The organism is Geitlerinema calcuttense NRMC-F 0142, assembly GCF_030285425.1.
The window spans coordinates 33,211-59,445 of the sequence record NZ_JASVEJ010000038.1 but is presented as its reverse complement, the minus strand read 5'-3'; the positions used below and the strand labels follow the sequence as shown (position 1 = coordinate 59,445).

Below are 26,235 nucleotides of genomic sequence, written 5' to 3'. Positions count from 1 at the left end.
CTCCCCATCCCCCCACCCTCTTCCCGCTATGTCTAAAATTTCTGTAAACCTACGCTTGGCTGCTGCTGAAGATGTGACTGCGATTTTTCAATTGATTCAAGCCTTAGCGGAGTATGAGAAACTTTCCCATGAAGTGACGGGAACAGTTGAGGCGCTTCGGGAGCATTTGTTTGGCGAGATACCTTACGTTGAGGCGGTGTTGGCGGAGGTAGAAGGGAAGGCGGTGGGGTTTGCTTTGTTTTTCCGCAACTATTCTACGTTTTTGACAAAGCCAGGAATTTATTTAGAAGATTTATTTGTTTTGTCCGAATACCGCAATTTAGGGATAGGTACGCAGTTACTCTCGTACTTAGCCAAATTAGCGATTGAACGCAACTATGGGCGATTGGAATGGGCGGTTTTGGACTGGAACGAACCCGCGATCGCATTCTATCAAAGCCGGGGAGCCAAAGTTCTCCCAGATTGGCGGATTTGTCGGGTTACGGGGGATGCTCTCAAAACCCTCTCTCAAGGCTGAGTTGGCAAATTTTCCCGCTGAAGATACCGAGAATTTCAGTAACTAAAACTGTAACCAACACCACTTTCACCGAGGCAAATGTCAGATTAGGACTATCACAAAAAGCGAGTAGACAATTTGAAGCTTTGCGTCTACTGCTCTATCACTAACTCCTAGGTGAGGAGAAGTCCAATCTTATGCATTCTTCTGTTCCTTCCAAATTTTTATCGTCTTCTTGGGTTCGGCTATCGGTTTTGCCCTTAGCAGCGGCGGGTGTACTTGGCGTTACCCTAACGGCTACGGGTGTATTTTCCACTTCTCGTCCTGTTGTTGCCCAAGAACGAACCATGCGAACCTTAACAGTCAGCGGTCAAGGTATTGAACGAATCCCCACCACGATAACTCAAGTTCAACTGGGTGTCGAGGTGCAAGGCAGAACCTCTGAAGAGGTACAGCGAGAAGTGGCGCGGCGTTCTTCCGCCGTGGTTGAACTCCTGAAAGCCCGAAATGTGGAAAAGCTGGAAACGACAGGCGTTCGCCTCAATCCAGTTTATGATTATTCTGGCAATACCCAACGCTTAACGGGATATACGGGCGTGAATACCGTGAGTTTTCGGGTGAATACCGAACGCGCCGGAACCCTGATTGACGATGCGGTGAAAGCTGGTGCAACCCGCGTGGATGGGGTAAACTTTACGGCAACCGATAGCGCGATCGCAGATGCCCAAAAACAAGCCCTACGCCGCGCCACGCAAGATGCTCAACAACAAGCAGACGCCGTTCTAGAATCTTTAAATCTCCGACGCCGAGATATTGTCAGCATCCAAATTAATAATGCTAGCGCCCCACCCCCGCCGATGTTCAGAGGGATGATGAACATGGCCGAACAAGCCGCAGACGCCAAAACTCCCATTGTCGGCGGCGAACAGCAAGTGAATGCGATCGTCACCTTAGAAATTCAGTATTAAGCCCAGCAGCATGGGAGTTTTGAGCAGACTCAGAACTCCCGGTTGCGCTTAAAACTCGCCCTGATTATAAGCATTGGCTTCATTATCTCGTTTTGAACCTAACAAATCGAGCCGTTCTACTCGAATCACAGGTTTAGAGCGGTTTGCACCTGTTGAGCGATCTTGCCAATGGTCAAACTTTAAGGCACCTGTGATACCAATGAGACTGCCTTTACGAACATAATTCGCCGCAACCTCTGCTGTTTTCCCCCAGATTTCCAGATTAAACCAGTCTGGCTCATCTGATTTGCTGGTGCGACGATTGACCGCTAGGGTTAAGTTACAAACAACGCTTCCTGATTCAAAATATTTGACATCCGGATCGCCACCCACGCGACCGACTAAGGTTACAACATTGAGAGTCATGAGATCTAATTTACCCTTGTTTTTTTCGCCAACGTTTATACTGTAGCCGAACCTGAACTCATTGAGTGGGGTCAAAACGCAAAACTTTCGATTCGGGGGTGCAGTTTCCGCAGGTGGGTTGTCAAATCCCCTATCCTACGAGAAAGATGCCAGACTCTACCTGAGTTCCACATCTATTTCAACATTGTCCTGAAATAAGGTGCCTAGCTCAGGATATAATGGCAGATTCCGAAAAGAGGTCAGTGGATTCGGACACTAAATTGATTAACCTGACTAGACTCAGGATAGAAAACGTAATAGAATCCACCTCGGTTACATAACAGTTACATTTTCTGTAGTTGCACGGCTTTGCATCGCAATTGGGGGCGTAGAAATCGGTGGGTCTTTTCAGTCGATTTTCACGGGACATGGGTATCGACCTCGGTACCGCCAACACTTTAGTTTATGTATCGGGTAAAGGGATCGTGCTTCAAGAACCCTCAGTGGTTGCCATTGACCACGAGACGAAGCAACCCCTAGCGGTTGGCGAAGACGCCAAAAAAATGCTAGGCCGTACCCCTGGAAACGTCGATACCTTTCGTCCGCTGCGAGATGGAGTCATTGCTGACTTCGATACCGCAGAATTGATGCTCAAACATTTTATCGAGCGCGTTCATGAAGGCAAAGGAGGACTGATTTCTCCTCGCATCGTCATCGGAATTCCTTCCGGCGTGACGGGCGTTGAAAGACGTGCTGTAATGGAAGCTGCTGCTCAAGCTGGCGCGCGGGATGTTTATCTGATTGACGAACCTGTCGCCGCTGCGATTGGGGCAGGATTGCCCGTTGCCGAACCAACAGGCAACATGATTATTGACATTGGTGGCGGAACTACTGAAGTCGCCGTTCTCAGCTTACAAGGTACGGTTATTAGCGAGTCTGTGCGGGTTGCGGGTGACGAACTCAGCGATTCGATTACGCAGTACATGAAGAAAGTCCATAACCTTGTCGTTGGGGAAAGAACCGCCGAAGAAATCAAAATTCAGATTGGCTCGGCTTATCCCACAATGGATACGGACGAGGCCACAATGGAAGTGCGCGGTTTGCACTTACTTTCGGGTTTGCCGCGTACGGTTAGTATTAAAGGGCCAGAAATCCGCGAGAGCATGTCTGAACCCCTTTCAGTCATTATTGAAGCGGTCAAACGGACGCTCGAACGGACGCCGCCAGAACTCGCTGCGGATATTATCGATCGCGGGATTATGCTGGCCGGTGGTGGTGCCTTGCTCAAAGGGTTAGATACCTTAATCAGTCACGAAACCGGAATTGTGACTCACGTTGCTGCCGATCCTCTAAGCTGCGTTGTCTTAGGTACGGGTCGCGTTTTAGAGAACTTCAAGCAACTGGAACGGGTATTTAGCGGTCGCTCACGCAATCTGTAGGTTCAATGTTTACTCTACGTCGCTGGTGGGATCGAAATGGATTACTGATAGTGCTGGCCAGTCTGGTGCTAGGTAGTGCGTTGTATGTGCGGCAAACTCAAGCTGCACTTCTGTTTGAAGCATATCAGTTGGTAACTCGTCCTTTCCAGTCAGAGCCATCTAAACAAGAGCAACTCATGGATGCTCGGATGGTAGAACTCCAAGCTCGCCTAGTGGAGCTGGAAAGCCAAAACCAGCAGTTAAAAGAACTCCTCGATTATAAATCGACGACGAAAAAACAAGGAATTGTGGCTCCAATTGTGGGACGCAGTGCTGACCATTGGTGGAAACAAATTACCTTGGGTCGGGGGAGTAACGATGGCATTCAGGAAGGATATATTGTTACGGGTACCGGAGGCGTGGTTGGACGCGTGATCGGTGTTACCCCTAACACGAGCCGAGTTTTACTTCTGAGCGATCCCAGCAGTCGAGTGGGAGTAACGATTAGCCGCAGCCGCTTTATGGGCTATATGCGGGGTCAAGGGGAAAGCAACGCGGTGATGGAATTTTTTGATAAGGTTCCTGATGTGCGTCCGGGAGATATCGTTTCGACTTCTCCGTTTTCTCACCTGTTCCCGGCTGGGTATCCGGTGGGTGTTGTTGAGTCGATCGATTTAACGAAGAGTCCGGCTCCGGAGGCGGTCGTTAAGTTTTCGGCTCCCATCGGCTATCTAGAATGGGTGATTGTGCTGGAAAATAATCCCCGTTTAGCAGAGGATAGCTCAGGAGAACAACCCCTTGAGTAATCTCAAGAGTCTACTGCGATGGAATCCCACGGCTCGTCAATGGTTAAATTGGACGATTACGATTGTTTCGGCGATCGCGTGCGTCATTTTATTGCCCGCCCGCTTGCCCGGAATGGAGTTATTGGGAATTGGTCCAAATTGGCCGTTGATTTGGGTCGTGGCTTGGAGCATTAAACGAACAACCCTACAGGGTGCTTTTGCAGGTCTGGTTTTGGGTTTATTGCAAGATGGGATGACTAGCCCTCATCCCACTCATGCTTTGAGTTTGATTGTGGTTGGGGCGCTGACAGGACATTTTCAGAAGCAGCGCTATATTCAGGAAGATTTTATTTCCATTGCCCTGATCGCGTTTGGTATGGCAATTGTGGCTGAGACGGTGTTAGCCGTACAGTTTCATCTGACAGGCGATCGCACTTTAACCGATATCTGGATGGATAATCAGCGAATTGCCCTCTCTTCAGCGATTCTCAGCAGCTTGTGGGCCCCAGTCATTTATTTCCCGCTCAGTCGGTGGTGGCAATTGGTCAATAGCTACGAACAGTCTCAAACTTAAAAGCGAGCTTGAGAGGGGTGAACGGTGGGCAATGCCATGATGGTCATTTATCCCTATCGTTTTGAAGGGACTTGGGTTTTTGATGACGATCGCTTTGGGTTAATCAGAGAACCGTTTGTCAGCGGGATGCCTCAAATGATCGAACAGTTGGTTCGAGATGTTCCATCGGCGGAACGCGGCTTTAGATTGCTATTTTCCGCGCGACCCTTCCCCGATTACCAGGCAGAATTGACTTGGCTGCGACCGGAGTATGATGGGAATTGGTATCGCTGGTCGGAACGCGACCTAGAAGGCTGGTTGTGTCCCGCCTTGTTTCACTATTTCAACGATACGCCAATCAAAATTTATTGCAAAGCCGAACCCCTACTTAAAACTCCAAGCGGCGATCGCCAAACATCCCCAGCCTAATAAAAAGGCAATGCCACCGAGGGGGGTAATGGCTCCCATTCCCTTGATACCCGTCATGCTAAGGGCGTAAAGACTGCCCGAAAATAAGAAAATCCCCACAATAAACGCATAACCGGCAGCAATTAACCAAAAATGCCCATTGGGTGTTTGACTCAGGAGTAAAGCGATCGCGAGCAACCCCAAGGCATGATACATCTCGTAGCGGGTTCCCGTTTCAAAAATCTCTAAAGCGCGATCGCTTAGGGCGGTTTTCAACGCATGGGAACCAAATGCCCCCATTGCTACTGAAAGTCCGGCAAAAATAGCCGCAGCGAACAAAAATATTTTGCTCACAGATAGTCAGCCTCTAATGTACTTTAGTTTAATTCAGACTTACCCAATCCAAATCAGGCATTTTGGAGAGAATCAGCACTCGCGCGATCGCAGTTGGAATTCCCTTCTAGAGGTAGAACTGGTAGGCAATATCGCCATTATCTAGGGGTTCAAACTCAGCGTTGAAGCATTTAGCGTTTTCATCAAGGTATTGTCTAGCCGTGGCGGCGGGGAGGTTCGCTGCCATTGCTAACCGCAAAACCGTCAGTCGGCCATTGTTAGCTTCGAGGAGGTGGTAAAAGGTCGATTGCAGGCGATCGCGTTCGGCTTGTTGGCGATCGCGATGCAGTTGCTTGAGGATCGCCCCTCCGGAGGCGATCGCGGGGACAGCGAGGGCTAAAGCGGTGACAATTGCGGCGATGGGGGTTTCTTCTTCATCCATCTCATCAAGACGATCGACGGCTACGGCTAATAGCAGCACGCAACCCGCGCTTAACAGAACTCCCGCCGCTAGCTTTTTGAATAGCCTCATTGCGATCGCCCCACCCTACTCATCGCTGCTTATTTTAACTTGCACTCCGGGTTGCTTCCAAGATCCGAGAGAAATAGAAGCGGGTTTTGGTCATGGCTTGACGTTGAATTTGAAACCCGTTTTTCTCTAAAATCGCAATCACATCCGCTTCTTTGTGCAGATAAGCGCGAGTCGTTTTACTAGGGCCGGGAAACAGACTGCCAATCTTCTTTAATAAACTATAGAAGCAAGTTTTAGGCGCAAAGCTCAGAATCACCCGCGACTCGCTTAAAGAACACAGATGCGAAATCATAGCATCCGCTTGGTTTTGCGGATAGTGAATTAACACATCCAGGCAAATCACCGTATGATACTGACCTCGAAGAGATTCTAAATCTTGAACGCTCAAATTCAGAGAACCTTTTAGCGTCTCAGACGCGGCTCTTTCTTTGGCTTCACCCACCATCTTTTCTGAGATGTCGCTTGCCTCAACCTTAGCACCCGCTTCGGCGAGGGGAATGCTTAAACTCCCGACTCCGCATCCCGCATCGCAAATGGTTAAATGGGTTAAATTATCATCGGCTTTTAACCAATCTAGGACCGTATCAATCGTTTGCTGGTGTCCGATGCGAATATCAAGCTGAACTTTATTGACTTCACCATCGCCATAGATCCGCCGCCAACGATCGAATCCCGTAGCGTTGAAATACTCTTTTACAACAGATTTATCATCAACAGTAGTCATAAAAAATTGCGAAGGGTTGGGATACAGAACGATTTCTTAATATATCAGTTATTGGTTCAGGTTCTGAGGGAGGATAGCAACATTCCTCAGTCCGTTGATGGTTCTGTCTAGGCTACGCTTTAACTAGGACTGCGAGGGGTAGGATCTAGCCAAACACAAGAATGGCTCCTACAGTAGCTCTATTGCTGACAGCAGCTACCGAAGTTTTGACACCCTTTAATTGTGCTTCAATCAGTTGAAAACTTCTCACCCCCAACCCCTCTCCCTAGGGTGAGGGGAGTAAAGGAAGGTTCACCTTTTTTATTAAAAATTGAGTTCTATTGAGATTAAATTCTAATGGGTGCGCCAGGACCTAGGGGAATATTTAAGATAAACCAAGCGACAAATAAGATTGACCAAGCGAGTAAAAAAGCCAGGGAATAGGGTAGCATCAAAGAGATGAGTTTGCCAATGCCTAAATCGCGATCGTATCTTTGACCGAAGGCAACCACCACTGGAAAATAGGGCATTAACGGCGTGACAATATTCATCGTTGAGTCGCCAATGCGATAGGCGGCTTGGGTGAGTTCTGGCGACAATCCCACTAACATTAACATGGGGATAAATACGGGAGCCATAATTGCCCACTTTGCAGAAGCAGAGCCGACAAAGAGATTGATGAAGCCGCTGAGTAGGATAAATAAAATTAGCAGTGGTGGCCCGGTGAAACCGCTAGCTTGAATTAATTCTGCACCATTAATCGCTAGAATTACCCCTAAGTTACTCCAACTGAAGTAAGCAATAAATTGGGCGGCAATAAAGGCAAGAGCGATATAATAACCGAGGGAACTCATCGAATGAGATAAGCCTTTCGCCACATCCCGATCGTTTTGAATAGTTCCGGCTACTTTCCCGTAGACAACGCCGGGAATAAAAAAGGCGATCGCAATCAGGAAGACAATCCCGTTAATAAACGGGGAAGGAATCAGCGCTTGGGTTTCTGGGTCGCGTAAAATCCCTTGGGGAGGAAGCGTTAAAATTGCAATAAACGCCAAATAAGCGAGTATAGCAAGACCCGCCCAACGCAACCCTTTCCGCTCTGCTGCGGTGAGTTCAGTAATATCTTCTTCCTGATTTTCGGGTTGATAAACCCCTAAACGCGGCTCAACGATTTTATCCGTAACGTACCATCCTACCAGCATAATCAGGAAAGTAGAAATAAACATAAAATAGAAATTCGCCGTTGCATTCACCCCATAGTTAGGGTCAATGATTTGGGCCGCACTTTGGCTTAAACCAGCGAGTAACGAATCCGTTGGTCCAATCAACAAATTGGCGCTAAATCCCCCAGAAACGCCCGCAAAAGCGGCTGCTAATCCAGCAATGGGGTGACGCTTGAATGCTCGGAAGATAACCGCACCTAACGGAACTAAAACTACATAACCCGCATCGGATGCGAGGTTAGACATCACCCCTGCAAATACGACGACTGGAGAGATCAATCGAGCAGGGGCAAATAAGACTAATCTTCGCAAAACGGCAGCCAGCAAGCCTGTATATTCAGCAACACCAACCCCTAACATGGCAACTAAAACTACCCCTAAAGGCGGGAAAGTAATAAAATTCTGTGTGGCTTCAGTAACAATGCGGCGCACTCCATCAGGGGTTAATAACGATACAGCCTGAATTGTTTCTTGAGTACCGGGATGGACAACCGAGACATTCGCCCAAGCTGCGATCGCACTAATCGCCAAAATTGCTAAACTCAAAAAGAAAAACAGCGTAATGGGATCGGGCAGCTTATCGCCAATCCGTTCGATCGCCGTTAGGATTTTATCTAAAAGATTGGCTGGCTTGTCCTCAGTTTGAGGATCTGGAGGTGTTATATTTGTCATTGTTTAATAACTTTTTATCTTGTCTAATGTAGAAAGTATAATTCTGATGAGCCAAGATTTTTCATTAATCTCTTTCCCAGAACTAGAAACAGAACGGTTATTGCTTCGACAAGCCACCCCAGCCGATGCTCAAGCTATTTTTACAGTATTTAGCGATCCTCAAGTGACTCAATTTCATGACCTGGATACATTGACTCAGATAGAGGAAGCGATCGCAGTGATTGAACGACGGGCAAAAGGGTTTGAAACTGGGCGCGGTATCCGTTGGGCAATTGCTCGTAAATCCGATAACTATTTAATGGGTTCCTGTGGCTTCACATGGGATCGCCAAACCAATTCTGCTGAAGTGGGCTATGAGTTAGCAAGTCAATTCTGGAAACAAGGCATCATGAGTGAAGCTTTGCAGGCTATTCTACAATATGCTTTTGAAAAAATTGGGTTAGAGTTTGTCATTGCCGAGATTATGTTAGAAAATCTTGCCTCTAGAACCTTATTGGAAAAATTAGGTTTTCAAAGCCAAGTTATTTTAAAGCAGCAGGGGTTTTGGAAAGGGAAATCTCACGATTTAGAGCGATTTAGCTTAATAAAAGCCGAATTCATTGCCAATTGAGATCGGGTTAAACAGCTTTATGGCAAAGTGTTATGGCGTTAGCTTCTACCAAGCAGCTACACGCGAGACACCGACTGCAGCACCTTGCTAGAAAAGGCGATTTTGTATCGCCCTCTATTTGTAACCCTCTTAACTTAGCGCGATCGCCCTTAGTCGGGCAGCGCAAAACCCGCGCGCGGATCGCGAATAAATAACCCCAAAACCAATGAATTCATCACTCCATCCCAAACCGGGGTAAACTTTTCAGCATCGTCTACCCAATAGTCAAACGTGATTAAACATTGCACGTTAGACCCTAAACCAATACAAATTCGAGAATAGGCGTCGCGGTTCTCAATGGGGTCAATAAACTTCATTTGCGACCAAACAATTCGGGCGGTTTGTCGGTTCAGTTTCACCACTTCCCCAATTTCAATGGGGTTGCGTTCGTCCTCTTTGACTAGCTTTTTTAACAAAGGAACTAAAGGAAATTCCGCCCACTCTCCCGGCGGCAACAAATTATAGGAGGCCTCTAGGCGACAATCATCGTGGGGGGGCTTGCGGTCGGTAAACTGAAAAGACTTTTCCTGGGGTTGAAAATGCCAGTTTTCAGGGACATCGAACCGCACCGCACCGCGTCCAGCGACAAAGATCCGCGTTCCGGGTTCAGATTTCCAATTATGATCCTCTTTTAGCTCTAGGGTTTGTTTTACCCACTTAAGAGTGTGCTTTTTTTGCTTAGACATAGCTGCGGGTGGGGGTATTTTTCCTTATTTTGCCGCAGGTTGTCTGAAATTTCTGTTTAATCGCTGGCGGGAAGCGCATCTTCTGCGAGGACTTTAGCAAACTTAAAATTAGAAGTTGCCAAGACAAACACGATCGTGGGTAAATTTACCGTTCGCAATTGCAAATTCTCGTAATACTGGGTGAAATTGTCTTTGGGGGTGGCAATTCCCATAAAAATCAAATCTGCTTTTTGGGAAGACTCGCGTAAAACCTCATCAAACGACCGCCCGTTGGCAATTAAGATTTGGGGAATGGCGCGAAAGCGTAACTGTTGCAAGACCTGATGAATATTGGTCTGGGCGGCTTGGGCTGCCGTTTCGTCAGGAACCATTAATTTGAGGTAAACTTGAGCGTTGCGCCAGTTGAGATCGGTTTGCAAAAGTTCGGCCAAAAGTACCATCAAGCCGCCATTGGCGTGCAACCCGCCCCACCAAATATCGATGTGTCGGCGTTGACCAAAACCCTGCTGGGCATTTTCGCGCAGGATAATTACGTTGCGTCTGGCTTGGTAGAGATGGGCGATCAGTTGGCAATAGCGATCGCGCCGAGAGGATTCTTCGCTATCCCCCAGTAAAATCGTATTTGGGACTAAAGGGCCTATTCCGTAAATTTCGACTAGCCGCTGCGCCCCTTCAAAGGGATCGGGGGCAGTTAGCGATCGCACTAAGGCCTGCACCCCGCGCCGTTCCAAATACTCGTGGATCGTGGCTTCTAACTCTTCCTGTTGGGTAATACTGCGCGATCCCCCCGGTAATACCGTCGCCACGGTAATTAATCCCCGGTTGTGGGTTAAACTATTCGCCAACTCAATCAAAGACCAGCGTTTCGTCGGCGCGCCGGAAAGCACCAGAATGTGAGGTCGCCAATTTTTGGTATCGTCAAGTCGTCCGACCTGAAAAATCCCCGTTCGCAATAACTCCATCCACATCCCGCGCCGCACGTCTCCCCAGTTGGTTTGCAGTTCGCGCCGTTCCAACCAGATATAGATACCCAAGACAATTAAAGCCGCCGCAACCGTTGCCACAGCGTTAATTAAGAACATTACAATTAAGCAGCCTACCGCCCCCAACATCGAAAGCGACCAATGGACGCGGAAGGTGGGCCGAAAGGAGGGACTTTGCAAAAACCCTTCAATTCCGGCGGCAATATTCAATACCATGTAGGTTGTGAGGAAGAACATGGTGAGGATGGGGGCAATTAAGTTGAGATCGCCAATATAAACGGCTGCGATCGCAATTCCTAGGGTGACAATCGTTCCCATGCGCGGTTCGTCATTGCGGCCGCTGCCAGACCCTAGAACGCTCATCCATCGCGGTAATACCCCATCCCGTGCCAGCGCCTGTAACACGCGAGGCGCGCCCAAAATACTCCCCAAGGCACTCGAAAGCGTTGCCCCCCCAAACCCCCAGCAAAATAGCGGGGCCCCACAATGCCATTTGTTGCATGATCAGGGGTTCGTTAATCAAGGTGACTGCATCGGCCCGCATTGCCAGTAGAATGGGCAACCCCATGTAAATCACATAGCCAGTCCCCACGGCGGCGAGGGTGCCTGTGGGGAGGGAACGGGTGGGATCGCGCAAGTCCCCCGACATATTCACCCCTGCCATAATTCCCGTTACCGCCGGGAAGAAGACGGCGAAGACGTTCCAGAAGGGTTCGGAAAGTCGATCCGGCGCGCCCCACATTTCAATTTGCGTGGCTTCTAGGGGCGAACCGAAGATGAAAGAGACTAGGGAAAGGGCGATCGCGGCCATAATAATGTACTGCGCCCGGATTGCGAGTTGGGCGGAGGTAATGGCGATCGCGGCGACAATGATGGTGGTGATTAAAGCGACGTAAAGCTGGTTGAGGTGTCCGAAGGTTTGAATGACACTCTCTGCAAACCCAATGGTGTATAGTGCCACGGATAGGGCTTGGGCGAAGTACAGGGAGATCCCGACAGCCCCTCCGGTTTCAATCCCCAAGGAGCGACTGATCCATATAATACGCGCCCCCCACGCGAACCACGCGGTCGGTGGCGATCGCGCAAACGGAAAGCGCGGTTAAAAAGGTAATGGCTGTTGAGAGCGTGACAATAATTAAGGTGCCAATTAAGCCCACATTTCCCACAACCCAGCCAAAGCGCAGATACATAATGACGCCGAGGATGGTGAGAATTGAAGGGGTATACACTCCGCCAAAGGTTCCTAAACCTTCTGGGTTAGCCGTTACGGTTTGAGTTGGCTCAGAAAGTCGGCGGAAGGGAAATTTCATGATAACTAGATTCAGTAAGACAGCAAAATCTTTACACAGCTTAGGGATACCTAGCCGTAATTGCACTCACCCTTTGTTAGAATTTAGCATTTGTTCAGAACGTTCTTGCTGCTGCTGCCGCCACCAAGCCAGAAATAAGCGAATCTCGCCATAGTCAATTTTCTCGTTTAGATATTCATAAATCGGTTTAATTCCTTCAGAAACCCCGGTTTCCCGAACCGCTTTTAGAATCAAAGCTTGATGTTCTGGAGAAACCAGTGGGTTTAAATCGATGGGTTTTCCCTGTTCAATTAGATCGGCTAAATGTCCCTGAATGGTTGTTAGCTTCAGTTGGCGCTGGCTGGCAATCTCTTCTACGCTTAACCCCTGTTCAAATAGTTCCCAAGTGGTTAAGCGGGTATCTGGGTTCGATTTTTTGGTTTTTGATGGAGAAGTTCCTAAATCCTGTTCTTGGCGGTAAGCTTTAATTTCAGTAATAAAGCGTTCTCCATATTGATTGAGTTTATAAGTACCTACCCCCGATAGTTGGCTAAATTCTGATAAGGTTTGCGGTTGCATTTGTGCCATTAACTTTAAAGTTGAATCGGCAAAAACAACATAAGGCGGAACGGATTGTTCGTCAGCAATCTTTTTCCGCAGCTTGCGTAATTTGTCAAATAAAATTTCGACTCCGGCTTTTTTGAGATTTGTCTCTTCTGATGCCTTTTTCTTAAATGCCGTTACTACTAAATGGACGGAACGCTGGCGGCGCATCACTTCCCAACTCAGGGGATTTAATTTCAGTACCGCATAGCCATCTGTGGTTTGATCGAGTAAGCCTTGATGTAAGAGCGATCGCCCTAACATCTTCCACTGTTCGGCGGTTCGATCTTTGCCAATTCCATAGGTTGAAAGTTCGTCATGTTTATTTTGTAAAACCTTTTGATTTTTAGAACCGCGCAACACTTCTATGATATAATTCATGCCATAGCGTTCTTTGCAACGAGCCACGCAAGACAAGAATTTCATCGCCTCTGTTGACCAATCTTCCGTATTTTTAGGCGAACAACAGTTATCGCAGTTTCCGCAACTTCCTGCAAAGAATTCTCCAAAATAACTTAACTGAATGGTTCGGCGACATTCCGTCCCTTCAGCATAATCTAAAACCTTCCGCAGTTGATGGCGAGCAATTTGCTGTTCTTTGGCATCCGTGCGTTGCTCAATACTCCACTCAACCTTTTTAACATCGCCATAACTATAAAATAGCGTACATTTCGCCGATTCTCCATCGCGTCCTGCTCGCCCTGCTTCTTGATAATATCCCTCCAGATTGCGCGGTAAATCGTAATGCATGACAAACCGGACATCCGGCTTATTAATTCCCATCCCAAAAGCAACCGTCGCCACCATAATTTGCACGTCATCGCGAATAAAGCGAGTTTGATTATTCGCCCGCTCCTCATCGCTCAAACCCGCATGATAGGGTAAAGCATTAATCTCATTTTTCTGTAACTTAAACGTCAACTCATCCACCGTCTTGCGACTCAGACAATAGATAATTCCCGAACCCTTTTCTTGACGAATTCGCAGTAAAATTTCCGTATAAGTATTTTTTGACTTTGGCAACACCTCATAGTAAAGATTATGCCGATTAAAACTCGCCACATGCACCTGTGGATTCGCTAGCCTTAGCTGAGTCATAATATCTTGACGAACCCGTTCGGTTGCCGTCGCCGTGAGTGCCATAATGGGAATATCGGGATAGCGCTGTCGCAGCCTCGCTAGCTGACGATATTCCGGTCGAAAATCATGGCCCCATTCCGAGACGCAATGCGCCTCATCAATTGCAAATCCATTCAGTCCAATTTGGTGTTTAACTAAATCAATAAACGGTAAAAATCGCTCGCTGACTAACCGTTCTGGCGCGACATAAAGCAGTTTAACCTTATTATTGAGAATCGCCTCTTCCCGGTGGCGAACCTGCCATTGGTTTAAGCTGCTATTTAAGAAAGTTGCCCCAATGCCATTATCGCGCAAGGCTTCCACCTGGTCTTGCATTAACGAGATTAACGGCGAAACCACAACCGTTAAACCGGGTTTGAGAAGTGCAGGTAACTGAAAGCACAGCGACTTCCCACCCCCTGTTGGCATTACGATTAATAAATCCCGATTTTGCAGCGCCTCTTCCACAATTTGTCGCTGTCCCGGTCGGAAGCTATCGTAACCATAATAGTGTTTAAGGGCTTTTTCCAGGGAAGGAAATGGTGGCATGATTGACGCTAACATGGCAATGGCTTGATTTTATCAGTTGAGCGTTAATCCCGAATCAATTCCCCAGCCCCCTTACCCCAAAACGCGACACAACCGCACCTCCTTCCCCCCACCTTCCCCATCCCCCCACCCTCTTCACCCCTCAGCACTGACTTATGACTCTGTTTACCCTGCGTTCCGTAAAAAAAGACTTTGGGATTAAAGAAATCTTAAAAGAGGCTAGCTTTAGCCTAGAAGAAGGCGATAAGGTGGGGCTGATTGGCACCAATGGTTCTGGTAAGTCTACCCTCCTGAAAATGATTGCAGGCTTAGAACCGATTGATGCTGGGGAAATTTGGGCGAACTCTAGCGCCAAAATTGTCTATCTTCCTCAACAACCTGAGTTAGACGAAAGCAACACCGTTTTGGAACAAGTGTTTGCAGATACTGGCGAACAGATGGCGTTAGTGCGCGAATATGAGGAACTCTCTGATAAACTCGCGCATGGACACGGCGACACAGAACGGTTGATGTCGCAGTTGTCGGCGGTTTCTCAGCGGATGGAAGCCGAAGGCGCGTGGGAGGTGGAAACCAACGCCAAAATTATTTTGACAAAGTTAGGAATTGAGGATTTTGAGGCGAAAATCGGCGATTTATCTGGAGGATACCGCAAACGAATTGCGATCGCCACTGCTTTGCTCTCGGAACCTGACGTTCTGTTAATGGACGAACCGACTAACCACCTCGATGCGCTATCGGTGGAGTGGTTGCAGAGTTATCTGAATCGCTATCGGGGTGCTTTACTGTTAATTACCCACGATCGCTACTTTCTCGATCGCGTCACCAATCGTATTCTAGAGATAGATAGGGGCGACCTGTACGCCTATGCTGGCAATTACGCTTATTACCTAGAAAAGAAAGCCGAAGCCGAAGAGTCGGCGGTGAGTTCCCAACGCAAACATGCAGGAGTCTTGCGCCGCGAGTTGGAATGGCTAAAACGCGGCCCCAAAGCACGCAGTACCAAGCAAAAAGCCAGAATTGACCGCATCCGGGACATGCAAGGTCAAGAGTTTAAGCAAGTCCAGGGTAAGGTAGATATCACCACAGCCGGACGGCGGATTGGCAAAAAGGTGATTGAGTTAGAGAATATCACCAAAGGATATGACGATCGCACGCTGATTAACGGGTTTACCTATATCTTTAACCCAGAAGACCGCGTTGGGATTATTGGACCTAATGGCGCTGGTAAATCAACCCTCATGGATATTATCGCCGGACGGATTGAACCGGATTCTGGAAGCGTGGAAATCGGTTCTACCATCCATATTGGTTATTTTGACCAACATTCCGATGATGTCTTACTCAATGACAATCAGCGCGTTATCGACTACCTGAAAGACGTAGCGGAATTGGTGAAAACCTCAGATGGCAGTACCATCACGGCTTCCCAGATGTTAGAACGGTTCTTGTTTCCCCCCAATCAACAATATGCACCCATTCATAAACTATCGGGGGGTGAAAAGCGGCGTCTCTTTCTGTTGCGGGTCCTGATGAGCGCGCCCAATGTCTTGATTTTAGACGAACCCACGAACGATTTGGACGTGCAAACCCTTGCAGTATTAGAAGATTACTTAGAAGATTTTAACGGTTGCGCGATCGTCGTATCCCACGATCGCTATTTTCTTGACCGTACGGTGGATAATATCTTTGCGTTTGAGTCTGGGGGAGTGCTGCGTCAGTATCCCGGTAACTATACGGTGTATTTAGATTACAGGAAAGCCGAGGAGGAGGAAGCCAACCAGCAAGCCAAAGCCGAAGAGAAGAAAACCGCGAAGTCTGTGGAGGCGACTCCCGTTAAGGCAAAATCGACGAATTCTGATAAACCGCGCAAACTCTCGTTTAACGAAAAGCGGGAATACGAACGGCTAGAAACGCAAATTCCCGAACTGGAAGCGCAAAAAGAAGCGGTAGAAAAGATTCTCTATAACAACCCACCTAGCGATTTTACTGAATTGCAGCAACTTACCGAACAACTGGCGCAATTGACTGAATCGATTGATAGCGCCACGGAACGGTGGTTAGAACTGGCAGAACGTGCAACCTAGAGGTCGTTACACTCAACCCAATTTCACTCACCATTGTTATGCATAGGCTACTCACCGGCCCCCTCAGCGTCGAACATCTGACCATTCCTATCGCGAATCTTCCGGTTCACCTTCAGGGGACAAAGATTGTGCAATTATCGGACTTGCACTACGATGGGGTGCGCTTATCTGAGCAGATGCTAGCAGATGCGATCGCAGCTAGCAACCGGGTTCAACCCGATTTAGTGGTGCTTACAGGGGACTATATCACCTACGAACCCGAACCGATTTATCCCTTGGTTCAACGCCTCAAACACCTGCAAAGCCGCTATGGAACCTACGCCGTTTTAGGGAATCATGACCTTTACTACCCCAACGCTAGAAATCTTGTGACGCAAGCCTTAACGGGAATAGGCGTTCGCGTTCTCTGGAATGAAGTTGCTTATCCCTTGGGTTCGGAACTGGCTTTAGTCGGACTTCCCGATTTTTGGTCAAAACAATTTAATCCTGCCTCAGTTTTAGACGAACTTGAACCCCAACTTCCCCGCATTGTCCTATCTCATCAGCCCGATAGCGCCCAAATTCTGCAACAATGGCGCGTAGACTTGCAACTCTCTGGTCATACGCATGGGGGTCAAATTATTCTCCCCCTTTTAGGACCGCTTCCGGCGTGGCAAAATACGGTTCGTCGCCTCATCCCCAAACCCCTGCGGCCTTGGATACCTTATATGGAAGATAGGTGCAACCATGTGGTTCGCCACTGGGAATGGTCGAGGGGGTTGCATCGCATTGGTCAAAATCTCCTCTACACTAACCCCGGTTTAGGTACCTATTATCCCGGTCGCCTTTGCTGTCCGCCAGAGGTGACTGTCTTTACTTTAAAGGAGTGCTGAGTGCTGAGTGCTGAGTGCTGAGTAAGTTCCGAGTTCCAGTAAATTCGTTAGTGTTGAGTTGGAACAGCGTGCAAAGTACCGTTGCTTGATTCTACGAAATAGTGTTTCGAGAGAGTGCTTTAAGCAGAATAGTAGATTAACTTGCTGCTATAGCTGTACTCAGTAAGGCTAGGACAGAGGTGAACTGCTCAAAGGATGAGACTCACTTGGTTTTAACTCAGCACTCAGCACTCAGCACTCAGCACTCAGCATTCAGCACTTTGCTACTGTTCGCCGTCAACTATCAACTCTGCGCCATGAGTGCTTATCGTTGGACTTGGTTGGATGAGTTTTGCCTGTGGTATCCTCCGGGATGGCTGATTTTGTTAAATCGCCACTGGCAACATTATCATGCAGACCCGGATGGCTGGAATGGGTTGGAATATTTTCTATTTTTGCTACCCGGTGGCTTTTATCTGGCGGTACTCATCCGCTGGTTGCGTTTGGGGTGTCGTTTACCGCGCCAACATCTGACAGAATTTGACCCGAATTATCAGCAGGCGTTTCGCGATGAAGTGCTGAGTGCGATCGCTCAACGCTATTTTCGCGCACAATTGCACCAGAGCGAACATCTTCCCCAAACTGGGCCGTTAATTATTGCGATGAACCACGCGGGGATGTGTTTCCCGTGGGATTTTCTGAATTTAGCCTATTTGCTGGGTCAGGAACGCAACTGGCAGGTTCATCCCTTAGCCGAGGTTTCTCTGTTTGAACATCCTTGGGTCATTTGGTGGCTTCCGGTAGGATGGTCGCAAGTGCTAGGAGGAGTCCAAGCTAAACCTGAAGATTTTGAAGCGGCGGTTGCTCACCAAACGATTTTACTCTATGCCCCGGAAGGATTGCGCGGCCCGCAAAAAGGCTGGTTGCAGCGTTACCAGTTACAGACGTTTCACCCCAGTTTCGTCCAATTGAGCGATCGCTATCAGATCCCGATCTTACCTGTCATTTGCCAGGGCAGCGAATTTTTACACCCTTGGACTCTTAATATTCAACCCCTCGCTAACCTGTTCCAACTCCCTTTTCTGCCCGTTTCTCTACTCATGCTGGCGTTTCTCCTATTTCCCTCAATGGGGGTTTGGGCGATGCGTTCTCGTCTCCAGTACAGCATTCAACCCCCGGAACCTCCCGAAAGTCTTCCCAAAAATCGGACTAACGCTTACCGTCGCGCCCAAAATTTACGCGAAAAACTCCAAAACCAGTTGCTGAGTTGCAAGGAAACAGGGAAGATATCTAGCGATCCTAAATCAAAGGTGAAACTTTTCTAAATCCCGTCGCCCTAGGGAGAGGGGTTGGGGGTGAGGGGAAGCCCACTGTTTCATACCAAGAATCGCACAACCGCACTTTGCTATCACTGAAAAGTCTGGAACTCTACCACAATCTAAAGTGTCATACAACCCCATTTTGAGATAATAGGCTGGAGCGTTCAGGGCGGCGAATATGGACGAATATCTGCAAGCAACAGATATCATTGACTGGCAACATCCTGAAATTTTAGCAAAGGCTCGCCAGCTAGCCTTTGGTCAGTCTAGCGTAGATGCGATCGCCAAAGCTTGTTTTGAGTGGGTGCGAGATGAAATCTACCACAGCGTTGACTCCCAAATGAATCCCTTAACTTGTCGCGCGTCTGATGTTCTCAGGTACAAGACGGGCTATTGCTATGCCAAAAGTCACTTACTCGCAGCGTTGTTACGCGCTAATCAAATTCCTGCGGGTTTTTGCTATCAACGCTTGAGTATTGATGACAAAGGGGCACCCTACAGTTTACATGGATTCAATGCAGTTTATCTTCCTCAATTCGGTTGGTATCGTGTCGATGCTAGGGGAAATCGTGAGGGAGTGAATGCACAATTTCATCCCCCTCAAGAACAGTTAGCCTTTGGGATTCAGTTCCCGGAGGAAGTTGATTTTCCAGCTATTCTTTCGTCTCCTCTAGCCGTTGTGGTAGAAGCTTTACAAAGCCAAAGCGCTTGGGATGAGATGTTAGCTCATCTCCCCGATGTCTCGCTAGAATTGGCAACTGAGTCTGGTTTGATGGGGAATGGTGACTAATTTCCAAAGGTTGAAATCAGGGAGTCATTCAAGTTACCGAATCTATGCAAACAATAGAAGCGTTTAGTGTCCGAGAGGCAACCTGCCAGGATATCCCAGCAATTGTTGATATTCATAATGGTAATGTTCGCACGCCAACTCTCTTGAGTCATCAAGGCTTTTTATTAGCAACCACAACCGCAGAAGAAGTGCTTGACCAATTTAAAAAGTGCGTGCAATATTGGGTGGCTGTTGACTGCACCGAGCGAATTCGAGGATTTGTTGCTTTTTCTTGGCCCAAATTAGATGAAAATTCTCTTACCGCAATCTTTTGGTATGATGAATCCGAACGAAAGGCAATTATGGGCGATCGCCATATTTATATCCATGTTGTTGCCACCCAAAAAGGGTATACTGGTCAGGGGATTGCGCGGTTGATGTATAAAAATCTTGAGCGACACTTTCCCAATTCAGTATTTTCTACATTCATTGTCCGCCAACCCATTTGTAATCAGCGCTCTATTCAATTTCATCAGCAGCAAGGGTTTAAAGTGATAGGAAAGGTAGAGCGCGAGCAATTTCTAGACCTCAAAAATTATGAAAGCGTACTCCTGATTAAAAGAACCTGAAAAGAAGGTTAACTCATTGAGCGCCCCCAGTTGCAGGGTGCAGACTCCAACGCCGACAAGAGCGCTAAAAATCCCTAAAGAATTCCTTTAAAAAGTAACAAAGCATACTCATCAGCTTGGAGGAAGGGAGATCTCGACAACAGTGTTATAATGCGCTCAGATGCGGTATCGGCGGCCAAGTTTTCACTGGCATTAGCGAAGTTATTGGTTTATGTAAGTTAGTAAGCTTACCTCCGAATCCAATCTCTACACGCTCATCTATTGCGAGGTAAGTGAATGACCATCTATGTCGGGAATCTGTCCTACCAAGCCACCGAGGCAGATATCAAAGAAATCTTTTCTGAATATGGTACTGTAAAGCAAGTCCAGCTCCCGGCGGACAGAACAACGGGTCGAATGCGCGGTTTCGGCTTTGTTGAAATGCAAACAGAAACTGAAGAGGCTGCTGCTATCGAAAATCTGGATGGAGCCGAATGGATGGAACGAACCTTAAAGGTTAACAAAGCACGACCCCGCGAAGAAAGAAAACCCTCAAGTGGAGGCTGGGGCGATCGTAGCAACTTTGGGCGACGTTACTAGGAATTGAGATCGGGAGTCTACAAATTCTCAGGTCTGCTCAGTGGGCAGGGAATTGAACCCTGTCCTATTCCTGTTGTTCTCGATACCCAGTCAATTGTACTTAAAATTAGGAGGCCCATGAATGAGTCAAGTCATCGTCAATGATAGCGAACAGTTAGATTCAGCTTTACGTCGATTTAAGCAAAAAGTATCCAGAGCGGGCATTTTTTCAGATATGAAGAAAAACCGCTTCTTTGAAACGCCCGGACAAAAGCGCAAGCGTAAGGAAGTTGCCAGACACCGAGAGCGTCAAAGACTCCGCAACCGTTCTAGACGAAGCGTCGCGGGTTAAGTCTTTCGCGCGGGGGCGTTTGATTGTGAAACGCTTTTTGTGCTTTAAGTCGCCCAATGTTTAACCCATTCCAACAGAATTGGATTCACTAACTCTGGCGCTTCATCTTGAGGACAGTGGCCTACGCCTTCTAAGTCAATAAACTGTTTGACTTGAGGGAATTCTGCAAACTTTCGTCCTAGAGCAATGGGTTCCCAAGGATCGTCCGTCCCCCAGAGGATCAACGCCTGACAAGGTAAAACTTCTAACAGATCCTCTGGCAGGGGCCCCTGAGAATAGCGAGTAAAGGCCAGAAAGACATCGCCTGCCCCTCCATCCAATGCAGGAGCCATCAATAAGTCTACCAACTCATCTGTTACCGCTTCGGGGCGCTTGTAGGCTTGCAGAAGAATTTTCCGCACCACTTTGGGTTGAGCAATTTGTTTAAAGAAAAGCTGTCCAATCCAAGAAACGGCTAGCAAGCGCTGCAATAGGGGCGCACCGTGGCGGCGATACCACGGCAGTTGCAGCCGTCGGCGATCGTGCAGTAGCCTCAAGGAGCAATTAATCAGGGCAACTTCTTTCACCCATTCCGGGTAACTGACAGCGGCTTGCATCGCCACAATACAACCAATAGAGTTACCCACCAGTAAAGCCGGTTCTCCAATAACTTCTCGACAAAAATCAGCAATTTGTTGCGCCCAGGTTTCAAACGTATAGGCAATTTCAGTATCGGGCGCAGGTTTTGCCGATCCGCCAAAGCCAATTAAATCAATCGCATAACAGCGGCACTCTGTTGCCAATACGGGAAGATTGTAACGCCAATGGGCAAGCGACGCCCCAAAGCCGTGAATGAGAATCACTGCCGGGCCGCGAGTGCCTTGGGTTTGATAGCGGATGGGAAAGCCTTGCCAAGTCCAAGTTTGGGTTTCGAGATTGGCACTCACAGAAGAAGAAAGAGTCATACCAGTTGAGGGAAGCGCGATCGCAATTTGTAATCTTTTTTAATCTTAAAAGGTCAACCCAACAATCGCACGGCCCTACCTGACGCCTCACGGGGATGGCGCTACAATCGGAAATTAGAGCAACCAACCTGAAATTGTGTTTTTGGTAGGGTTTGGCGGCGGCTCCCTTGCATCTACCCGTGGCTGTCTGCAACGCTCAACAATCTCCATCCTCGGCATTTGCGAACTCATCAATCAACTCATGGCGGCAACACTCTACTGCCCAAACTACAACTGTCAGGCTCCTAACCCAGAACATCACAAACACTGTGAAAAATGCCGCACATTGCTGCCCAAGCGCTATCTGTGGTCAGTCGAGCAATCCGCAACCCCTCACCAACCGGGAGAAATTGTTGGCGATCGCTATCTCTTCAAACAGCAGCAAATTTGGCTCGACACCAAGCCCGGAAGCTTCAGCGAAACGCCCCTAGAATTGCCAGCAATCGCCCTTCCTTACCTCAAACTTATCCCCTATCAGATCCACCTTCCCCAAGCCTACGATTGGCTAGAAACGGGTTCTAGGCATCTTCTGTTTTTAGAAAATATTCCCCTCAACCCCAATCGCCTCAACTCTAGCGATCTGCTAGCCCCTGCCCTAACGCAGCTTTGGTCAACCGCCAGCCCCCTACGCCAGCTCAATTGGCTCTGGCAAATTGCCCAACTGTGGCAGCCTCTCAGCTTGCAGGGCGTTGCCGCTACCCTCCTCGATCCGCAACTGATCCGCGTTGAAGGGCCGCTGATCCGCCTATTGGAACTGCGCCCTTCAGGTAAATCTGCCCCGAAATTGCAACAACTCGGACAACTTTGGTCGCAATGGGTCAAAACCGCCCATCCGGATGCCACCTCTGGGGTACAAAACCTCGCCAACCGATTAATTCGGGGAGAAATCAAAGGTTCCGAACAACTCGTGTCTCTCCTTGATGAAAGTCTCGCTCAATTTGCCACCTCTGCAACGTTAGACTTTCAAATTGCCACCCTCACCAATACCGGCCCCAGTCGGCGACGTAACGAGGATGCTTGCTATCCGCCTAGTGGCAGTAGCGTTCGCCTGAGTTGGGATCGCGCCTCTGCCCATGTACCCATCCCCCTAACAATTGTCTGCGATGGAATTGGCGGTCATGAAGGGGGCAATGTTGCCTCGCAATTGGCGATTGAAACCGTTCAGCAACGGGTCGAACAGCTATTTCACCCAGACTTGCATCCCGATCGCTTGCAAACCGAACTCGAACAAGCCGTTTGTATCGCCAACGATCGCATCAGCCAGCAAAACGACAGCGAACGACGCCACGAACGCCAGCGTATGGGAACAACTCTGGTGATGGCCTTAGCCCAAGGTCATCAAATGTATATTACCCATGTGGGCGACTCCCGCGTGTACTGGATTACGGCTTTTGGCTGCCATCAAGTCACTTTAGATGATGATGTGGCAACCCGCGAAGTCCGTTTGGGCTATGCCTTCTATCGCGATGCGCTGCAACATCCGGGTTCGGGTTCCCTGGTGCAAGCTTTGGGCATGAGTGCGTCGGATTTGCTGCACCCTACGGTAGGTCGCTTTATTTTAGATGGGGATGGCATCTTTTTATTGTGTTCCGACGGTCTCAGCGATGGCGATCGCGTTGAGGAATATTGGGAAAGCGAAATCTTGCCCGTTCTCAACGGTCAAATCGATGCTAAAACCGCCGTTGAGCGCCTCGTTGAAATTGCCAACACCCAAAACGGTCACGATAATGTCACCATCAGCCTCTTGCACTATCGCCTGCTGGGGGGGTCAAACCCTCCGCCGTTGGCGCATCCAGCAAGCCAGCGAACAGTCCTATCCTCTCCCGAACCCCGCAGTCAATCGAACCTGAAAACGCAATTGCTCCCCCCATCTAAATCGGATTGGGGAATTTTACCGCTGATTCTGTGTATTCTGCTGCTATTGGGGCTAGGCGTTCCCCTGGCTTACTTGCTGGGAGTGCCCAATCTTTTACGCGCTTGGCAGCAAACACCCGTTGCCACTTCCGACCCTTCGATTGTCGTTATCCCCTCACCCGATCCGCCTCCCGTGGCAGCACCGCCGCAAGCCAGCCTGGAAGCGCGATCGCTTGTACAAGTCGAGGCGATCGCCAATAACGGGATCGAACAACCCGCACCCCTATTTCTATTTAGCAGTCTCCAAGCCGCCACCGAACGAGAAACGCTTGGAGAAATTCCCCCCAACAGCCTGCTCTACATTCAAGGCAAACAAACCCTAGAGAACGCCGAAGTCTGGTTAAATCTTAGAGTCTGTACAGTCGGCCCCTTAAGCGAACCCAATCTTTCTGCCCCGGTTGTCCCCGGTAACGTTGGATGGGTGCGGGAAATCGATCTTCTACCGAGATCCAGCGTTACTTCTAGCCCCCCACAAGGTTGTCCTTAACCCGAAAATCTCTAACAAGAACTCTCAAGAGTTCATTTAAGCTAAATAATAAGGGAGTTTGTGTGCCAGATCGCAGAACTCTATCGGTTCAGTTAATGCCTAATATCGAATGGTTTTAAATGTCTCAGTTTGAGAGTCCTTGCCTCAGCATTGCGATCGCCCGCCTCATGGCGGCAGCAGAGACGATCTCCACTCACTCTGCTCATTTTGCGATCTGGGTGATTCGAGCAGATTATCCAGGAGGATACGTTCACCACGACTGTTTATGGCCCGAACACCTGAGCCAAACCTGGCAGGCTTGGCAAGAGATGTTTCATAGCAGTGGCGCTGCTCATGGCCTGCAAGTTCCTCCAGTGAATTTGCCCCAAGCGGAATTCACCCTTGCTGTTGATTCCCCACCAGGAGCCGCACAAGCCAGTTATAGCAGCCGCTTGATGCAGCAATTGGGAATTCATCTCTGGCAATGGGTGTTTCATGGGCCGATTCAAAGCAGCCTGTCTCACAGCCAAGGCATTGCCATTGGTCAAAGTCGGCAATTGCGACTGCGCCTAGAAGTGCGAGATCCCAACTTAATCGCCCTGCCTTGGGAAATTATGCAGCCTCAAGCAGGCAAACAGGCCATTTCGCTATCTCAACAAATTTTGTTTAGCCGAACGACCAGCGATGTCGATCCGCTGCCCCCGCGACGTACAGATGCAACCTTAAATATTCTATTGGTGTTCGGTCAAGATTCGCCAGAACACGAAGCCCAACGCACCGCCCATCAAAGCTTGACGAATGGGGCTTTAGACTTGGCAAAAGAAGCGGAAGCCCTTGCCCAAACGCTAGAAAACTCGACCTCAGAAAGCTTGGGAATGAATAGTTCCACCATTCCAGTTGCCAAGCACGTCGATACGCTCATTCAGCCGACGCCGGAGGAACTGATCGAGCAGTTAGAAGCCAAGCCTTACAATATCCTCTTTTATGGCGGTCATGGCGTCCCGTCTCCCGATGGTGGTTTGTTATTTTTACGACCGAATACGACCTTAAGCGGTACGGAACTCGCCCAGGTGCTAACGCGCTGTCGGGTAACGTTGGCTGTCTTTAATGCCTGTTGGGGGGCGCAACCGGATCGTCATGGCGACTGTCCCATTCCCCGCAGTAGCTTGGCGGAGGTGTTGCTGCATCACGGAGTCCCGGCAGTATTGGGAATGCGAGATTCGATTGCCGATCGCGAGGCGTTAACATTTATCCAAGCCTTTGCTCAAGCCCTAGCGGATCGACTGCCGATCGATCAAGCCGTGGCGGTGGCTAGACAGCAACTTTTAACCATTTATAAGTTTAATCAACCCGCTTGGACGCTGCCGGTTTTGTACATGCACCCAGAGTTTGATGGCGAACTGATTCCCCCGTTGGAAGAAGGAGTGACGGAGTTGCCCGAAAATTCCCTTACTTGGATGCAAAAATCGCTCTCGCCTGCGTGTTTGCGATCGCTCGGCGAAACCGAACAAGTTTGGCCAGTGCGCGGCGGCTTAATGCGGGTGGGACGATTGCCAGAAAATGATATTGTCATCCAAGAACGCTGGGTTTCTCAGCGCCATGCTGAAATTATTTGTCGCGATCCGACTAGCGATCTAGAGGCGGAACCGACCTATTGGCTGCGCGATTTTTCTCGATATGGCACGTTGATTTCGGGTTTGGAAGGCTGGAAGAAAATTCATCATCAGGAAGTGCCCCTACAATCTGGCGTTAAGCTAAAATTTGGCAGTTCTCAAGGACAAACCTTAGAATTTATTGTCGAACGCCCTTAAAATTGGGATTTGAACCCAAACCCTGATTTGGCAATCGCTTTCGGGCTTTGGTTGCCAGTCCGAGCAATCTTAAAGGCGGGTTGGAAAAATTAATCGCATTTTTTTGGAAAAAAATGCTTTCCTTCTCGGATGAAGTTACGGAACCT

24 protein-coding genes and 1 pseudogene are annotated in these 26,235 nt (G+C 48.7%); 16 read left to right on the top strand and 9 right to left on the bottom strand.

Annotated elements, in window-relative coordinates; all coding sequences use genetic code 11:
- The first annotated feature begins 28 nt into the window (after window positions 1–28).
- Entirely contained in the window at window positions 29–517 is a 489-nt protein-coding gene (locus QQ055_RS10200) for a GNAT family N-acetyltransferase (protein ID WP_286004659.1), read from the top strand.
- Window positions 518–693: 176 nt separating this feature from the next.
- Entirely contained in the window at window positions 694–1,464 is a 771-nt protein-coding gene (locus QQ055_RS10195) for an SIMPL domain-containing protein (protein WP_286004658.1), read from the top strand.
- Window positions 1,465–1,512: 48 nt separating this feature from the next.
- On the opposite strand, the gene QQ055_RS10190 is transcribed toward QQ055_RS10195, so the two are convergent.
- A complete protein-coding gene (locus QQ055_RS10190) occupies window positions 1,513–1,869 on the bottom strand; it encodes a single-stranded DNA-binding protein (RefSeq protein WP_286004657.1) in 357 nt (118 codons plus the stop codon).
- 377 nt (window positions 1,870–2,246) lie between these two features.
- Between QQ055_RS10190 and QQ055_RS10185 the strand changes: the two genes are divergently transcribed.
- The 4 genes from QQ055_RS10185 to QQ055_RS10170 are packed head-to-tail and all read left to right on the top strand — an operon-like array spanning window position 2,247 to window position 5,033.
- Window positions 2,247–3,287 carry a rod shape-determining protein gene (locus QQ055_RS10185; protein WP_071958116.1) on the top strand — a complete coding sequence of 347 codons (1,041 nt, stop codon included), beginning with the start codon at window positions 2,247–2,249 and terminating at the stop codon, window positions 3,285–3,287.
- Window positions 3,288–3,292: 5 nt separating this feature from the next.
- Window positions 3,293–4,072 carry a rod shape-determining protein MreC gene (gene mreC, locus QQ055_RS10180; protein WP_069965752.1) on the top strand — a complete coding sequence of 260 codons (780 nt, stop codon included), beginning with the start codon at window positions 3,293–3,295 and terminating at the stop codon, window positions 4,070–4,072.
- Window positions 4,065–4,625 (top strand): rod shape-determining protein MreD, encoded by a 561-nt coding sequence (mreD, locus tag QQ055_RS10175; RefSeq protein ID WP_286004656.1) that lies wholly within the window; start codon window positions 4,065–4,067, stop codon window positions 4,623–4,625. The genes mreC and mreD overlap by 8 nt, the downstream gene beginning before the upstream one ends.
- Before the next feature lie 24 nt (window positions 4,626–4,649).
- The gene (locus tag QQ055_RS10170; RefSeq protein WP_349775343.1) at window positions 4,650–5,033 is read left to right on the top strand and encodes a DUF6717 family protein; all 384 of its coding nucleotides are present in this window, start codon (window positions 4,650–4,652) and stop codon (window positions 5,031–5,033) included.
- Here the strand turns inward: QQ055_RS10170 and QQ055_RS10165 are convergent.
- From QQ055_RS10165 to QQ055_RS10150, 4 genes are all read right to left on the bottom strand, one after another.
- A complete protein-coding gene (locus tag QQ055_RS10165) occupies window positions 4,989–5,366 on the bottom strand; it encodes a DUF423 domain-containing protein (RefSeq protein ID WP_069965750.1) in 378 nt (125 codons plus the stop codon). The genes QQ055_RS10170 and QQ055_RS10165 overlap by 45 nt on opposite strands.
- A 106-nt stretch (window positions 5,367–5,472) precedes the next feature.
- Window positions 5,473–5,877: a hypothetical protein gene (locus QQ055_RS10160; protein WP_286004654.1), complete on the bottom strand. Its 405-nt coding sequence runs from the start codon at window positions 5,875–5,877 to the stop codon at window positions 5,473–5,475.
- Window positions 5,878–5,911: 34 nt separating this feature from the next.
- Complete coding sequence (gene bchM, locus QQ055_RS10155) at window positions 5,912–6,601, bottom strand: magnesium protoporphyrin IX methyltransferase (RefSeq protein WP_286004653.1); 690 nt, start codon at window positions 6,599–6,601, stop codon at window positions 5,912–5,914.
- A gap of 326 nt (window positions 6,602–6,927) precedes the next feature.
- Entirely contained in the window at window positions 6,928–8,475 is a 1,548-nt protein-coding gene (locus tag QQ055_RS10150; RefSeq protein WP_286004652.1) for an AbgT family transporter, read from the bottom strand.
- Between the two features lie 46 nt (window positions 8,476–8,521).
- On the opposite strand from QQ055_RS10150, the gene QQ055_RS10145 reads away from it, so the two are divergent.
- A complete protein-coding gene (locus QQ055_RS10145) occupies window positions 8,522–9,085 on the top strand; it encodes a GNAT family N-acetyltransferase (RefSeq protein ID WP_286004651.1) in 564 nt (187 codons plus the stop codon).
- Window positions 9,086–9,234: 149 nt separating this feature from the next.
- Here QQ055_RS10145 and QQ055_RS10140 read toward each other — a convergent pair whose 3' ends face one another.
- The 3 genes and pseudogenes from QQ055_RS10140 to recQ all read right to left on the bottom strand — a co-directional run bounded on the left by QQ055_RS10140 (window position 9,235) and on the right by recQ (window position 14,353).
- Window positions 9,235–9,810, bottom strand: a complete 576-nt coding sequence (locus QQ055_RS10140) for a hypothetical protein (protein WP_286004650.1) — start codon at window positions 9,808–9,810, stop codon at window positions 9,235–9,237.
- Between the two features lie 56 nt (window positions 9,811–9,866).
- Window positions 9,867–12,103 (bottom strand): annotated as a pseudogene (locus QQ055_RS10135) (APC family permease).
- A gap of 66 nt (window positions 12,104–12,169) precedes the next feature.
- Window positions 12,170–14,353 carry a DNA helicase RecQ gene (recQ, locus tag QQ055_RS10130; RefSeq protein WP_286004649.1) on the bottom strand — a complete coding sequence of 728 codons (2,184 nt, stop codon included), beginning with the start codon at window positions 14,351–14,353 and terminating at the stop codon, window positions 12,170–12,172.
- Window positions 14,354–14,508: 155 nt separating this feature from the next.
- On the opposite strand from recQ, the gene QQ055_RS10125 reads away from it, so the two are divergent.
- The 7 genes from QQ055_RS10125 (at window position 14,509) to rpsU (ending at window position 20,915) form a co-directional block, all read left to right on the top strand.
- A complete protein-coding gene (locus tag QQ055_RS10125; RefSeq protein ID WP_286004648.1) occupies window positions 14,509–16,437 on the top strand; it encodes an ABC transporter ATP-binding protein in 1,929 nt (642 codons plus the stop codon).
- Between the two features lie 38 nt (window positions 16,438–16,475).
- Window positions 16,476–17,309 carry a metallophosphoesterase gene (locus QQ055_RS10120; RefSeq protein ID WP_069965742.1) on the top strand — a complete coding sequence of 278 codons (834 nt, stop codon included), beginning with the start codon at window positions 16,476–16,478 and terminating at the stop codon, window positions 17,307–17,309.
- Between the two features lie 296 nt (window positions 17,310–17,605).
- Window positions 17,606–18,613, top strand: coding sequence for a 1-acyl-sn-glycerol-3-phosphate acyltransferase (locus QQ055_RS10115; protein ID WP_349775344.1), 1,008 nt, complete (start codon window positions 17,606–17,608; stop codon window positions 18,611–18,613).
- Window positions 18,614–18,785: 172 nt separating this feature from the next.
- Entirely contained in the window at window positions 18,786–19,397 is a 612-nt protein-coding gene (locus QQ055_RS10110; RefSeq protein WP_286004646.1) for a transglutaminase-like domain-containing protein, read from the top strand.
- Between the two features lie 44 nt (window positions 19,398–19,441).
- Window positions 19,442–20,005, top strand: coding sequence for a GNAT family N-acetyltransferase (locus QQ055_RS10105; RefSeq protein WP_283357978.1), 564 nt, complete (start codon window positions 19,442–19,444; stop codon window positions 20,003–20,005).
- Window positions 20,006–20,281: 276 nt separating this feature from the next.
- The gene (gene rbp, locus QQ055_RS10100; protein WP_069965738.1) at window positions 20,282–20,584 is read left to right on the top strand and encodes an RNA-binding regulator; all 303 of its coding nucleotides are present in this window, start codon (window positions 20,282–20,284) and stop codon (window positions 20,582–20,584) included.
- 121 nt (window positions 20,585–20,705) lie between these two features.
- Complete coding sequence (gene rpsU, locus QQ055_RS10095; RefSeq protein ID WP_069965737.1) at window positions 20,706–20,915, top strand: 30S ribosomal protein S21; 210 nt, start codon at window positions 20,706–20,708, stop codon at window positions 20,913–20,915.
- A 44-nt stretch (window positions 20,916–20,959) separates the two neighbouring features.
- On the opposite strand, the gene QQ055_RS10090 is transcribed toward rpsU, so the two are convergent.
- Entirely contained in the window at window positions 20,960–21,859 is a 900-nt protein-coding gene (locus tag QQ055_RS10090) for an alpha/beta fold hydrolase (protein WP_283357979.1), read from the bottom strand.
- A gap of 136 nt (window positions 21,860–21,995) precedes the next feature.
- Between QQ055_RS10090 and QQ055_RS10085 the strand changes: the two genes are divergently transcribed.
- Both QQ055_RS10085 and QQ055_RS10080 read left to right on the top strand, forming a co-directional pair.
- Window positions 21,996–24,299, top strand: a complete 2,304-nt coding sequence (locus QQ055_RS10085) for a PP2C family protein-serine/threonine phosphatase (protein WP_286004645.1) — start codon at window positions 21,996–21,998, stop codon at window positions 24,297–24,299.
- 119 nt (window positions 24,300–24,418) lie between these two features.
- Window positions 24,419–26,089, top strand: coding sequence for a CHAT domain-containing protein (locus QQ055_RS10080; protein ID WP_286004644.1), 1,671 nt, complete (start codon window positions 24,419–24,421; stop codon window positions 26,087–26,089).
- The last annotated feature ends 146 nt before the right edge of the window (window positions 26,090–26,235 follow it).

Excerpts from the sequence above, each read along its gene's own strand:
- QQ055_RS10200 (WP_286004659.1), top strand. The coding sequence starts at position 29 with ATGTCTAAAATTTCTGTAAACCTACGCTTGGCTGCTGCTGAAGATGTG.
- QQ055_RS10195 (WP_286004658.1), top strand. The coding sequence starts at position 694 with ATGCATTCTTCTGTTCCTTCCAAATTTTTATCGTCTTCTTGGGTTCGG.
- QQ055_RS10190 (WP_286004657.1), bottom strand. The coding sequence starts at position 1,869 with ATGACTCTCAATGTTGTAACCTTAGTCGGTCGCGTGGGTGGCGATCCG.
- mreC (WP_069965752.1), top strand. The coding sequence starts at position 3,293 with ATGTTTACTCTACGTCGCTGGTGGGATCGAAATGGATTACTGATAGTG.
- QQ055_RS10160 (WP_286004654.1), bottom strand. The coding sequence starts at position 5,877 with ATGAGGCTATTCAAAAAGCTAGCGGCGGGAGTTCTGTTAAGCGCGGGT.
- bchM (WP_286004653.1), bottom strand. The coding sequence starts at position 6,601 with ATGACTACTGTTGATGATAAATCTGTTGTAAAAGAGTATTTCAACGCT.
- QQ055_RS10150 (WP_286004652.1), bottom strand. The coding sequence starts at position 8,475 with ATGACAAATATAACACCTCCAGATCCTCAAACTGAGGACAAGCCAGCC.
- QQ055_RS10145 (WP_286004651.1), top strand. The coding sequence starts at position 8,522 with ATGAGCCAAGATTTTTCATTAATCTCTTTCCCAGAACTAGAAACAGAA.
- QQ055_RS10140 (WP_286004650.1), bottom strand. The coding sequence starts at position 9,810 with ATGTCTAAGCAAAAAAAGCACACTCTTAAGTGGGTAAAACAAACCCTA.
- recQ (WP_286004649.1), bottom strand. The coding sequence starts at position 14,353 with ATGCCACCATTTCCTTCCCTGGAAAAAGCCCTTAAACACTATTATGGT.
- QQ055_RS10125 (WP_286004648.1), top strand. The coding sequence starts at position 14,509 with ATGACTCTGTTTACCCTGCGTTCCGTAAAAAAAGACTTTGGGATTAAA.
- QQ055_RS10120 (WP_069965742.1), top strand. The coding sequence starts at position 16,476 with ATGCATAGGCTACTCACCGGCCCCCTCAGCGTCGAACATCTGACCATT.
- QQ055_RS10115 (WP_349775344.1), top strand. The coding sequence starts at position 17,606 with ATGAGTGCTTATCGTTGGACTTGGTTGGATGAGTTTTGCCTGTGGTAT.
- QQ055_RS10110 (WP_286004646.1), top strand. The coding sequence starts at position 18,786 with ATGGACGAATATCTGCAAGCAACAGATATCATTGACTGGCAACATCCT.
- QQ055_RS10105 (WP_283357978.1), top strand. The coding sequence starts at position 19,442 with ATGCAAACAATAGAAGCGTTTAGTGTCCGAGAGGCAACCTGCCAGGAT.
- rbp (WP_069965738.1), top strand. The coding sequence starts at position 20,282 with ATGACCATCTATGTCGGGAATCTGTCCTACCAAGCCACCGAGGCAGAT.
- rpsU (WP_069965737.1), top strand. The coding sequence starts at position 20,706 with ATGAGTCAAGTCATCGTCAATGATAGCGAACAGTTAGATTCAGCTTTA.
- QQ055_RS10090 (WP_283357979.1), bottom strand. The coding sequence starts at position 21,859 with ATGACTCTTTCTTCTTCTGTGAGTGCCAATCTCGAAACCCAAACTTGG.
- QQ055_RS10080 (WP_286004644.1), top strand. The coding sequence starts at position 24,419 with ATGTCTCAGTTTGAGAGTCCTTGCCTCAGCATTGCGATCGCCCGCCTC.